General features: G+C 59.9%; 14 protein-coding genes. All 14 read right to left on the reverse strand.

Features of this window, described 5'->3' with window-relative positions; all coding sequences use genetic code 11:
- Positions 1–5: 5 nt before the first annotated feature.
- A complete protein-coding gene (locus tag ACXHGZ_RS21960) occupies positions 6–542 on the reverse strand; it encodes a F0F1 ATP synthase subunit delta (RefSeq protein ID WP_043214190.1) in 537 nt (178 codons plus the stop codon).
- Positions 543–554: 12 nt separating this feature from the next.
- Positions 555–1025 carry a F0F1 ATP synthase subunit B gene (locus ACXHGZ_RS21965; RefSeq protein ID WP_023383136.1) on the reverse strand — a complete coding sequence of 157 codons (471 nt, stop codon included), beginning with the start codon at positions 1023–1025 and terminating at the stop codon, positions 555–557.
- A 57-nt stretch (positions 1026–1082) separates the two neighbouring features.
- On the reverse strand, positions 1083–1340 hold the full coding sequence (atpE, locus tag ACXHGZ_RS21970; protein WP_003097235.1) for a F0F1 ATP synthase subunit C: 258 nt from the start codon (positions 1338–1340) through the stop codon (positions 1083–1085).
- Between the two features lie 143 nt (positions 1341–1483).
- Positions 1484–2353 (reverse strand): F0F1 ATP synthase subunit A, encoded by an 870-nt coding sequence (gene atpB / locus ACXHGZ_RS21975; RefSeq protein WP_023383137.1) that lies wholly within the window; start codon positions 2351–2353, stop codon positions 1484–1486.
- Positions 2354–2369: 16 nt separating this feature from the next.
- A complete protein-coding gene (locus tag ACXHGZ_RS21980; protein ID WP_084855261.1) occupies positions 2370–2777 on the reverse strand; it encodes a F0F1 ATP synthase subunit I in 408 nt (135 codons plus the stop codon).
- A gap of 148 nt (positions 2778–2925) precedes the next feature.
- Positions 2926–3798 carry a ParB/RepB/Spo0J family partition protein gene (locus tag ACXHGZ_RS21985; RefSeq protein ID WP_480461553.1) on the reverse strand — a complete coding sequence of 291 codons (873 nt, stop codon included), beginning with the start codon at positions 3796–3798 and terminating at the stop codon, positions 2926–2928.
- A gap of 9 nt (positions 3799–3807) precedes the next feature.
- Positions 3808–4599: a ParA family protein gene (locus ACXHGZ_RS21990; RefSeq protein WP_084855259.1), complete on the reverse strand. Its 792-nt coding sequence runs from the start codon at positions 4597–4599 to the stop codon at positions 3808–3810.
- Positions 4600–4617: 18 nt separating this feature from the next.
- The gene (gene rsmG, locus ACXHGZ_RS21995) at positions 4618–5268 is read right to left on the reverse strand and encodes a 16S rRNA (guanine(527)-N(7))-methyltransferase RsmG (RefSeq protein WP_084855258.1); all 651 of its coding nucleotides are present in this window, start codon (positions 5266–5268) and stop codon (positions 4618–4620) included.
- Complete coding sequence (mnmG, locus tag ACXHGZ_RS22000) at positions 5265–7157, reverse strand: tRNA uridine-5-carboxymethylaminomethyl(34) synthesis enzyme MnmG (protein ID WP_480461554.1); 1893 nt, start codon at positions 7155–7157, stop codon at positions 5265–5267. Before mnmG ends, rsmG begins: the two co-directional genes overlap by 4 nt.
- 527 nt (positions 7158–7684) lie before the next feature.
- Complete coding sequence (gene mnmE, locus ACXHGZ_RS22005; RefSeq protein ID WP_480461555.1) at positions 7685–9055, reverse strand: tRNA uridine-5-carboxymethylaminomethyl(34) synthesis GTPase MnmE; 1371 nt, start codon at positions 9053–9055, stop codon at positions 7685–7687.
- An 85-nt stretch (positions 9056–9140) separates the two neighbouring features.
- Positions 9141–10823, reverse strand: a complete 1683-nt coding sequence (yidC, locus tag ACXHGZ_RS22010) for a membrane protein insertase YidC (RefSeq protein WP_480461557.1) — start codon at positions 10821–10823, stop codon at positions 9141–9143.
- A gap of 2 nt (positions 10824–10825) precedes the next feature.
- On the reverse strand, positions 10826–11071 hold the full coding sequence (gene yidD, locus ACXHGZ_RS22015; protein WP_084855254.1) for a membrane protein insertion efficiency factor YidD: 246 nt from the start codon (positions 11069–11071) through the stop codon (positions 10826–10828).
- Positions 11064–11468: a ribonuclease P protein component gene (rnpA, locus tag ACXHGZ_RS22020; protein WP_084855253.1), complete on the reverse strand. Its 405-nt coding sequence runs from the start codon at positions 11466–11468 to the stop codon at positions 11064–11066. Before rnpA ends, yidD begins: the two co-directional genes overlap by 8 nt.
- A 13-nt stretch (positions 11469–11481) precedes the next feature.
- Positions 11482–11616, reverse strand: coding sequence for a 50S ribosomal protein L34 (gene rpmH / locus ACXHGZ_RS22025; protein ID WP_003253163.1), 135 nt, complete (start codon positions 11614–11616; stop codon positions 11482–11484).
- Between the last annotated feature and the right edge of the window lie 495 nt (positions 11617–12111).

Here is a 12111-nt window from a genome sequence, read left to right on the forward strand (position 1 = left end):
CAAACTCAAGATTTCAATGCTTCGGCCAGTTTCGCGATCTTGCCGCGAACCGAGCCATCGATTACCAGGTCGCCGGCGCGGATGACGACGCCGCCGATCAGGCTGGCATCCTCCGACGCGTGCAGGCGCACTTCCCGGCTGAGCCGTGCACTGAGAACCTTGGCGAGTTTGTCTTGCTGTTCTTGGTTCAACGCAAAAGCACTGGTGACTTCCACGTCCACGGACTTCTCTTGCTCGGCCTTGTACAGGTCGAACAGAGCCGCAATCTCCGGCAGAAGCAGGAGACGGTCGTTTTCCGCGGCAACATGAATGAAATTCTGTGCCTGTGCATCGAACTTGTCACCGCAGACTTCAATGAATGCGGCGGCCTTTTCTGCGCTTGTCAGTCGCGGGGCCTTGAGCAGGCGCTGCATGGTGTCGTCTTCCGACACCGCAGCAGCCAGGCCGAGCATGGCTGACCAATTGGCCAGTTGCTGATGGGCCTGGGCATGCTCAAAGGCAGCCTTAGCGTAAGGTCGGGCCAACGTGGTCAGTTCTGCCATGATCGCCCTCGCTTAAATTTCAGCGGCCAGTTTGTTAACCAGCTCCGCATGCGCGTTTTGATCGATTGTGGCGCCAAGGATCTTTTCAGCACCGCCAACGGCCAGGGCACCCACTTGGGCACGCAGGGCGTCTTTGACGCTGTTGAGTTCCTGTTCGATCTCGGCTTGAGCCTGAGCCTTCACACGGTCAGCTTCGACGCGAGCCTGTTCACGGGCTTCCTCGACAAGCTGAGCAGCGCGTTTCTTGCTTTGCTCAATGATTTCGGCTGCCTGTGCCTTTGCTTCACGCAGTTGCTGACCCGCTTTCTCTTGGGCCAGCTCCAGGTCGCGAGCTGCGCGGTTGGCAGCGTCCAAGCCGTCGGCAATCTTCTTTTGGCGCTCTTGCAGGGCAGTGATGACCGGAGGCCATACGTACTTCATGCAGAAGAGCACAAAAATCAGGAAAGCAACGGATTGGCCAATCAGGGTTGCATTAATGTTCACGCCAACACCTCGCTCGGTCTTTGTCCATCACACCAATCAACTCGTGGGAACGAGTGATTAGCCGGCGATCTGACCAACGAAGGGGTTCGCGAAGGTGAAGAACAGAGCGATACCAACACCGATCATGGTTACGGCGTCGAGCAGACCGGCGACGATGAACATCTTGACCTGCAGCATCGGAACCATCTCAGGCTGACGAGCAGCGCCTTCCAGGAACTTGCCGCCCAGCAGGCCGAAACCAATGGCGGTACCCAGAGCACCCAGGCCGATCAGCAGAGCAACAGCGATAGCGGTCAGACCAACTACAGTTTCCATCTTTCCTCCCGACTTTTACGTCGTATTGGTTAGGTTTTTAGTTTGAAGCGGTAAAACAAATCGTTTGGTACAGCTGCCCTTGCGGACGTTTTTGGCCTTCCCCCCAAACAGGCGGGGAAGGCTATCAGACACGCGAGGCGGTCTTAATGGTTATCTTCGTGAGCCATCGACAGGTAGACGATGGTAAGCATCATGAAGATGAAGGCTTGCAGGGTGATGATCAGGATGTGGAACACAGCCCACGCCCACTGCAGCACCACACCCAGGCCGCTGAGCCACAGGATGCCGGCGCCGAACATCACGGCGATCAGGATGAACACCAGCTCGCCGGCGTACATGTTGCCGAACAGACGCAGTGCCAGGGAGATCGGCTTGGCGATCAGGGTGACGAATTCCAGCAGGAAGTTCACCGGGATCAGCAGGATCTGCACGAAGATGTTCTTGCTGCCGAACGGGTGCAGGGTCAGCTCACCGATGAAGCCGCCCAGGCCCTTGACCTTGATGCTGTAGAAGATGATCAGTGCGAACACGCAGAAGGCCATGGCCAGGGTCGCGTTCGGGTCGGTGGTCGATACGGCACGGAACGGAATGTGCGGGTCGCCGGAGATCAGGATGGCCAGCTGAGGAATCCAGTCGACCGGTACCAGGTCGATGGCGTTCATCAGGAATACCCAGACGAAGATGGTCAGCGCCAGCGGGGCGATCACCGGGCTGCGGCCGTGGAAGGAGTCCTTCACGCTGCCGTTGACGAAGTCCACCAGCACTTCGACGAAGTTCTGCAGGCCGCCAGGCTGGCCGGAAGTCGCCTTCTTGGCCGCCATGCGGAAGATGAACAGGAAGATCAGACCCAGCGCGACGGACCAACCCAGGGTGTCCAGGTGGAACGCCCAGAAGCCCATTGCCTTGGCTTCTGCAGCCGAATGGGCGAAGCCCCAGCTGCCGTCTGGTAGTTGACCGTAGGTCAGGTTCTGCAAGTGGTGCTGGATATAGCCCGAAGCGGTTTCTGCTGCCATGGTTGCCTCAAACGCCCTAAGGTCTCGAAAGTCTTTTATTCATCAGCAGGGGCGCGAACCAGCTGACCAGTAGGGTCAGCAGGAAGACGCCGAATACTGCTAACGGCGCCAATGGCTTCACTCCTGCGAAGGTCAGTGCAAAAAGCACTGCCGTCAAAATCAATTTGCCTGCCTCGCCCGCGTAGAACGACTTGACGATGGCCTGCGCTGCCCTGGCCCCGCTATAGCGAAATGCCTTCCAGGCGAAATACACATTGGGCAGCCAGGCGATCAACCCTCCGCAGAGGCCTGAATAACCGCTGACCGCGCCTTGCCACTGCCACAACACCAGAGTTGCCAGCAGAAACACGATACATTGAGCCAGCAGCACCGGAAAAACCGCCCAGCGATGGAAAGGCAAGCGGTTTGGCGTGCGGATTTCCATCACAACTGCTCCTCGAAAGTCGACCGTCAAGTCAGCAATGACTTGGCATAATTTGTGCCGACAAAATGCGCGCAGAGTATAGGGGTGGTTTAACCCCTATTCAACTCTTCGTAGTGATTTCCGACTGCGCGCTACAACGGGAATTGTTTCAGCGGATGTGAGCAAGCACGCCTTGCAACTCATCGAGGGAGTTGTAGCGAATTACAAGTTGGCCCTTGCCCTTGTTGCCATGGCGTATCTGCACGGCCGAGCCCAGGCGCTCTGCCAGACGCTGTTCGAGGCGTGCGATATCCGGATCAGGTTTGGCCTGTTCGACCGGATCAGATTTGCCGTTGAGCCACTGGCGTACCAGCGCTTCGGTTTGGCGTACGGTCAGGCCACGTGCGACAACATGCCGCGCCCCCTCTTCCTGGCGATCTTCCTCCAGCCCAAGCAGCGCACGGGCATGGCCCATTTCCAGGTCGCCATGGGCGAGCATGGTCTTGATCGCCTCGGGCAGCGAGATCAGCCGCAGCAGGTTGGCCACGGTGACCCGCGACTTGCCCACGGCATCGGCGACCTGTTGCTGGGTCAGCTCGAACTCCTGCTGCAGGCGCTGCAACGCCAGGGCCTCTTCCAGGGGGTTGAGGTCCTCGCGCTGGATGTTTTCGATCAGCGCCATGGCGATGGCCGCTTCGTCGGGCACCTCGCGGACCATGGCCGGGATGGTGTCCAGGCCAGCCTGCTGGGTGGCACGCCAGCGGCGTTCACCGGCGATGATCTCGTAGCGGTTATCACCGATCGGGCGGACCACGATCGGTTGCATCACGCCCTGGTTGCGAATCGAGTGCGCCAGTTCTTCCAGCGCTTCGGGGTCCATGTCACGGCGTGGCTGGTACTTGCCACGCTGGATCAGCTCGACCGGCAGGTGTTGCAGTTCCTTCTGGTCGACCTTCACCGCCTGCTCTTCGAGCGTGCTGACGGAGGGACCACTGAGCAGTGCATCCAACCCACGTCCGAGACCCCGTTTCTTAACGGCCATGCGGATTCCTTAAGTTGTTTGTGCAGTGCGTGATTGACGGCGTTGGCGGCGAACCAGTTCCCCGGCCAGGGCCAGGTAGGCCAGCGCGCCACGCGATTGTTTGTCGTAGGCCAGGGCCGGCATGCCGAAACTCGGCGCCTCGGCCAGGCGGATGTTGCGCGGGATGACCGTGTCGTACAGCTGGCTGCCGAAATGTTCCTTGAGCTGGGCCGAAACGTCGTTGTTCAGGCTCAGGCGCGGGTCGTACATGGTCCGCAACAGGCCCTCGATCTTCAGCTCCGGGTTCAGGCGGGCAGCGATGCGCTTGATGTTATCCACAAGGTCGCTGAGACCTTCCAGTGCGTAGTACTCGCACTGCATCGGGATGATCACGCCATCGGAGGCGACCAGGGCATTGAGGGTCAGCATCGACAGCGAAGGCGGGCAGTCGATGAGGATGAAATCGTAGTTGTCGCGGATCGGCGCCAACGCATTGCGCAGGCGGCTCTCCTTCATCTGCATCTCGAGCAGTACCACTTCCGCGGCAGTCAGGTCGCGGTTGGCCGGCAACAGCTGGAAACCGCCATGCTCGGAGAAATGCATCGCCTGGGCCAGGTCGCACTCCCCGATCAGCAGGTCATAGACCGAATGCTCGAGCTCGTGCTTGTCCACACCGCTGCCCATGGTGGCGTTGCCCTGCGGATCGAGGTCGATCAGCAGCACGCGGCGCTTGGTCGCGGCCAGCGATGCGGCGAGATTGATACAGGTGGTGGTCTTGCCCACACCACCCTTCTGGTTCGCGATTGCGAATACCTTAGCCATTGTTGCGTGTGTTCCCAGTCATGCCTTGCGGCGCAGTATCAGCAGATGGCGCTGGCCCTGGCAACCCGGAACGGTCAGGGCCTGCTCGCTTTCCACTGTGAAGTCTGCGGGCAATGCTACCAGTTCATCGGCAGGATGCAGCCCCTTCATTGCAAGCCATTGCGTCCGCGCGTCGCCCAGGTGGCGCGTCCAGTTGGTGAAATTCTCCATGCTGCTGAAGGCCCGCGAAATGATCCCGCAGAACGGCTGCGGGGGCTGGAACGCTTCGACCCGGCTGTGGATAACCTCCAGGTTGTCCAGCTTCAGCTCCATTTTCACCTGAGTGAGGAAGCGGGTTTTCTTGCCATTGCTGTCGAGCAGTGTCACCTGCTTGTGTGGATGCAGGATCGCCAGCGGGATGCCAGGCATGCCGCCACCGCTGCCGACATCGAGCCAACGTTGCGTGTCGCTGTGGATAAACGACATCACGCTCAGGCTGTCGAGCAGGTGACGCGACACCATCTCGTCGGGGTCGCGTACGGCGGTGAGGTTGTAGGCCTTGTTCCACTTGATCAGCAGGGCCAGGTAACCCAGCAGCTGCTCGTGCTGCTGCGGGCTCAGCTCGACACCGAGCTGGCGCGCACCTGTGGACAACTCTTCTGCGTGTTGCGGGGTGACCAGGGAACTCAAGCGCTTTGCTCCAATTCGCGGCCGGCGCCGCGTTTCTTCAGATGAATCAGCAACAGGGAAATCGCCGCCGGGGTCACGCCAGGGATGCGCGACGCCTGGCCCAAGGTTTGCGGACGGGTCTGGCCGAGCTTGCTCTGGATCTCCTTGGACAGGCCGGAGATCGTGGTGTAGTCGATATCCACAGGCAGGTGGGTGTCTTCGCTGGCACGCAGACGGGCGATCTCTTCCTGCTGGCGATCGATGTAGCCGGCGTACTTGGTCTTGATCTCGACCTGTTCGGCCACCTGTGGATCGATTGGTTCCCCGCCGGTCACTTCGACCAGCCCAGCGTAGTCGATTTCCGGGCGAGCCAGCAGGTTGAGCAGGCTGTATTCATGGCTCAGCGGCGTGCCGAACTTATCCACAATGGCTTGGCCTTGTTCGGTGTTCGGGCGCACCCAGGTCGACTTCAACCGCTGTTCCTCACGCTCGATGCCTTCGCGCTTGGCGCAGAAGGCTGCCCAGCGCGCATCGTCGATCAGGCCGAGTTCGCGGCCTTTTTCGGTCAGGCGCAGGTCGGCGTTGTCCTCGCGCAGGATCAGCCGGTATTCGGCGCGCGAGGTGAACATGCGGTACGGCTCCTGGGTACCCAGGGTGATCAAGTCATCGACCAGCACGCCGATGTATGCCTCGTCACGGCGTGGGCACCAGCTTTCGCGCCCTTGCGCGCGCAGCGCAGCGTTGGTGCCGGCCAGCAGGCCTTGGGCGCCGGCTTCTTCGTAACCGGTGGTGCCGTTGATCTGCCCGGCGAAGAACAAGCCGCCGATGACCTTGGTCTCCAGGCTGTACTTGAGGTCACGCGGGTCGAAGTAGTCGTACTCGATGGCATAGCCCGGCCGCACGATATGGGCGTTTTCCATACCGCGGATCGAACGCACCAGCTCCAGCTGCACATCGAACGGCAGCGACGTGGAAATGCCGTTGGGGTACAGCTCGTGGGTGGTCAGGCCTTCTGGCTCGATGAACACCTGGTGGCTTTCCTTGTCGGCGAAACGGTGAATCTTGTCCTCGATCGACGGGCAATAGCGCGGCCCGACACCTTCGATCACGCCCGAGTACATGGGCGAGCGGTCGAGGTTCGAGGCAATGATTTCGTGGGTGCGCGCGTTGGTATGGGTGATCCAGCAGCTCACCTGGCGCGGGTGCATCTGGGCATTGCCCATGAACGACATCACTGGGATCGGCGTGTCGCCCGGCTGTTCGGTCATTACCGAGAAATCCACCGAACGCCCGTCGATACGCGGTGGGGTACCGGTTTTCAAGCGACCGACGCGCAGCGGAAGTTCACGCATGCGGTGGGCCAGGGCAATCGAGGGCGGGTCGCCGGCACGGCCACCGGAATGGTTCTGCAAGCCGATGTGGATAAGCCCACCGAGGAAGGTGCCGGTGGTCAGTACCACGGCGTCGGCGAAGAAACGCAGGCCCATCTGGGTGACTACGCCCTTGACCTGGTCCTGCTCGACGATCAGATCATCACAGGACTGCTGGAATATCCACAGGTTCGGCTGGTTTTCCAGGATCTCGCGGACCACTGCCTTGTAGATGGCGCGGTCTGCCTGTGCACGGGTGGCACGCACGGCCGGGCCCTTGCGGTTGTTCAGGATGCGGAACTGAATGCCGCTCTTGTCGGTGGCCAGCGCCATCGCGCCGCCGAGCGCATCGATTTCCTTGACCAGATGGCTCTTGCCGATGCCACCGATGGCCGGGTTGCAGCTCATGTGACCGAGGGTTTCCACGTTATGGGTCAGCAGCAGGGTTTTCACACCCATGCGTGCGGACGCAAGCGCAGCCTCGGTACCGGCATGGCCGCCGCCGATGACGATCACTTCAAAACGGGAAGGGAAATCCACCACGCACCTCGTGCCTGTTTTTGCGAATAGAGAAGGTAAGCGGACAAGTATAGGGACTTCCCCCCGCTTAAAGAAACCTTTTGCGCAAATTTTGATCAGGCTGTGGATGAGTGGCGGGCAAAAGAAAACAAAGAGGAAAAATTTAAAAAAGCTTTGTTTTTATGTTTATTCTTAGGCAGCCATCCACATGTGGATAACTTGATGTAGCCCAGTATTGGCAAGGCCTATATCGATTCATAACCCTGTGTTGGACAGGGGGTGAGGGTTCTGGATAACGGCGTTTAACCTGTGGATTAAAGTGCTGTTTACCCACAGCCCGGTTTGTCCTCAGCAAAAAAGGCCGGTTATCAACGGAGCTGAAGGTGAGTTTTCCACAGACCTCCTGCGGGCAGCATTCGGCCTCTGAATGAAATTGAGCAAGGTCTCCTTGAGCTGATTCGCGGGGAACCTGGCGCCCACATGGTCAAATCGCAGGCAAAAAAAAGCCGCTCCAGAAGGAGCGGCCTTGGGCCTTGCGGGGCTGTGGATCATTTACCGATGCAGAAACTCGAGAATATCCGCCCCAGCAGGTCGTCCGAGCTGAAGGCCCCGGTGATTTCACCCAGCGCCTGCTGCGCCTGACGCAGGTCCTCGGCCAGCAATTCCCCGGCGCCCGCCAGGGTCAGCTGGGCACGGCCATGCTCGAGGTGAGCGCCGGCCTGGCGCAGGGCTTCCAGATGCCGACGTCGGGCGCTGAAGCTGCTTTCGGCGGTCTGCTCATAACCCATGCAGGCTTTGAGGTGATCGCGCAGCAAGTCCAGCCCCAAGCCAGAATCGCGGGCGCTCAAGGTGATGGTCACGTGGCCATCGTCGCACTGCTCCAAGCCGACCTGCTCGCCACTGAGGTCGGCCTTGTTACGGATCAGGGTCACCTTGGCGACATCCGGCCGCTGGTCGAGGAATTCCGGCCATAGGGCGAATGGATCGCTGGCCTCGGGCGCCGTGGAGTCCACCACCAGAAGCACACGATCGGCCTCGCCTATGGCCTTGAGCGCCCGTTCCACGCCAATCTTTTCCACATGGTCGTCGGTGTCGCGCAGGCCTGCCGTGTCGACCACATGAAGCGGCATGCCATCGATGTGGATATGTTCGCGCAGGATATCCCGGGTGGTGCCGGCGATATCGGTGACGATTGCCGCCTCACGCCCCGCCAGCTGGTTGAGCAGGCTCGATTTGCCGGCATTCGGCCGCCCGGCGATGACTACGGTCATGCCGTCGCGCAACAAGGCGCCCTGCCCGGCTTCGCGCTCGACTGTGGACAACTCGCCGCGAACCGCATCCAGCATGGACAACACATTGCCATCGGCAAGAAAGTCGATTTCTTCCTCAGGAAAGTCGATAGCCGCCTCTACGTAGATGCGCAAGGCGATCAGGGCTTCGGTGAGCGCATGCACGCGCTTGGAGAATGCGCCCTGCAACGATCGCAATGCATTGCGCGCAGCCTGGGTGGAACTGGCCTCGATCAGGTCTGCGATCGCCTCGGCCTGGGCCAGGTCGAGCTTGTCGTTGAGAAATGCCCGCTCGCTGAATTCGCCCGGGCGTGCCAGGCGGCAACCCAACTGCAGGCAGCGCTGCAGCAGCATGTCCATGACCACCGGGCCACCATGACCTTGCAACTCCAGGACGTCCTCGCCGGTGAAGGAGTTCGGCCCCGGGAAGAACAAGGCGATGCCTTCGTCCAGTACCAGCCCGTCGCTGTCGCGGAACGGGCCGTAATGGGCATGACGTGGCGCCAGCGTGCGGCCAGTAATGGCCTGTCCAGCCTGGCTGGCCAACGGGCCCGACAACCTGACGATGCCAACCCCACCTCGCCCTTGGGCGGTGGCGATGGCCGCGATGGTTTCACGCACAGTGTTCATGCTCGAAAACCTCTAGGAAAAATACACAGATAGCAAAAACGCCCCACGAGGGGGCGTTTTATTCACAGACCAGCGTAGCCGTCCGTCAAGCAGCGGTTTTCTTGGTCGCGGCCTCGATGCTACGGGTGATGTACCACTGCTGCGCGATGGACAGGCAGTTGTTCACAACCCAGTACAGCACCAGGCCAGCCGGGAACCACAGGAAGAAGAAGGTGAAGATGATCGGCATCATTTTCATGACCTTCGCCTGCATCGGATCCGGCGGCGTCGGGTTCAGGCGCTGCTGGATGAACATGGTGGCGCCCATGATGATCGGCAGGATGAAGAACGGATCCTTGATCGACAGGTCGGTGATCCACAGCATCCACGGAGCCTGGCGCATCTCGACGCTTTCCAGTAGCACCCAGTACAGGGCCAGGAATACCGGCATCTGCACCAGGATCGGCAGGCAGCCGCCCAGCGGGTTGATCTTCTCTTTCTTGTACAGCTCCATCATCGCCTGGGACATCTTCTGGCGATCATCGCCGAAGCGTTCCTTGAGCTGGGCCAGTTTCGGCGCCACGGCACGCATGCGCGCCATCGAACGGTAGCTGGCGGCGGACAGCGGGAAGAACAGGCCCTTGATCAGCATGGTCAGGACGATGATCGACCAGCCCCAGTTGCCCAGCAGGCTGTGGATATGTTGCAGCAGCCAGAAGATCGGCTGGGCGATGAACCACAGGAAGCCATAGTCGACGGTCAGTTCCAGGCCTGGGGAGAGTTCCTTGAGCTTGGACTGGATCTTCGGACCGGCGTACAGCATGGCGCTGGTTTCGGCCTTGGCGCCGGCAGGTACGTTCAATGCCGGGCCGGTGTAGCCGATGATGTAGTTGCCCTGGCTGTCTTTGCGGGTCTGGACGACGTTGTTGTCCGACTTGCTCGGGATCCAGGCGGTTACGAAGTAGTGCTGCAGCCAGGCAACCCAGCCGCCGGACACATTTTCTTTCAAACTGCCCTTGTCGATGTCCTTCATCGACACTTTCTTGTACGGCTCCGAAGCTGTCCACAGGGCAGCACCCAGGTAGGTGGCGGTGCCGGTGGCGGTGCTCGACGAAGGGTCGGAACTGGCGTCACGCTTGAGCTGGGCAAACAGGTTGCCGGTCCAGGCCTGGGCGCTCTGGTTGTCGATCAGGTAGCTGACGGTCAGGTCGTACTCACCGCGCTTGAAGCTGAAGCGCTTGATGTAGTTGACACCGTTCTCGCTGAACTTCAGGTCGACCACCAGCTGATCCTGGCCATCGGCCAGCTGGTAGCTCTTGCGTTCGGAGGCATACAGCGGGCGACCGGTGGCACGGGCATCCGGGCCGTTGGCGCCGGTCAGGCCGCTCTGTGCCAGGTAAACACGCTCGCCGCCGTTATCGAACAGCTGGAACGGAATGTCCGGATGGTCCTGACGACGCGGGTACTTGGGCAGGGTCAGCTGGACGATGTCACCACCCACCGGGTCGATAGCCAGGTCCAGGACATCGGTCTTGATCCGTACCAGGTCCTTGCTGACCGCAACTGGCGCCAATTCGGCTGGGCTGGATTCAGCATTGGCGCTCGGCACATCGGCACTGGCGCCGTTATTGCCGGCCGGCACGGTGTCCGGCAACGCCGGGGCAACATTGCTGGCAGCAGTATTCTGAGTCGGCAAGGCAGCCTGGCCGTAGTCCTGGTTCCATTTCAGGACCATGACGTAGGACACGATTGCCAGGGCGACGATCAGGATCGTGCGTTTAATATCCATGATTACTCGGCTATCGAAGAAGTTCGGGAGGAAGGAGCGGGTGGAACGGGATCGAAACCACCGTCGTTCCACGGATGACAACGCCCCAGGCGACGAACGGCCAGCCACCCACCACGCATGAGGCCATGGTTTTCAATGGCTTCATAGGCGTAACAGGAGCAACTGGGGTAGAAACGACAGTGGCTGGCCATCAGTGGACTAATGGCATAACGGTAAAACTGGATCGGAACGAGTGCCAGTTTACGCATCGTGACTGTCTACCCCTGCGGAATCGGCATTAACCGCTGGAGAGGGCCGACTGCGTACCAGTCGCTTCCAGAGCTTGCCAAAGTGTTGGTGCAATTCTGGGTTTTCAATCTCGCCCAATCCCTTGCGCGCGACGATCACGATGTCCAGTCCAGCGAGCATTTGCTGGTTCAGACGGAACGAATCGCGCATCAAGCGCTTGAGGCGATTGCGTTGAACGGCGAGCTTGACGCTCTTCTTGCCGATCACCAGGCCAAGGCGTGGATGATCGAGGCCGTTCTCGCGAGCAAGGATAAGCAGGTTTTTCCCTGGAACCTTGCCGGTTGGGGAGTCGAAGACCGCTTTGAAATGCCGGGGTGTAAGCAGTCGCTTGTCCCGACTGAAGTCCTGACTCACCACCTGTGCCGAAAAATCAAATTGCCAGACGCTTACGGCCTTTGGCACGACGACGCGACAGAACAGCGCGGCCGTTCTTGGTAGCCATACGGGCACGGAAGCCGTGGGTGCGGGCGCGCTTGATGGTGCTTGGTTGGAAAGTACGTTTCATGGCGTGTTACCTGGGTTTGTCGACAACGGGCCGGAATGGCCCCCTTTTTAAGAGATCGGCGATTCTAGAGAAAGCAAGCCCATAGGTCAATTTCCAACCAACGTTTGCTTATGGAAGGCGCGACCCGACGCTCGTGCCTCTGGCTTGATCGGACGCCTCACGGGAAGACAACATGAAAAAAAAGAAGGACATATAAAAAGCTTTTCTGAAGAACTTATAAAGCTTAGGTGGATAACCTGCTGTGGATAACCATCTCAAGGCCTTAATTCATGCGTTGTACAGAGATTCAAAACCCTGTCGGTAAGGCGTGCTCCCGCTGTGCTGTGCCCGCGGAAAAGCTGTGGATTAAATGCATGGTTACCCACAGCCAAGTTATCAACAGTCTTGAGGTTGGGGTTGTGCATAGGCCTCAGGCGCGGTTATCCACAGGCCTTATTCACACGGCAGGAGGTCATTTGGGTGACGTTTTGGGAGGTTGGTCCGGGCCCAAGTCGT

This window comes from Pseudomonas shiyinii (assembly GCF_056725765.1).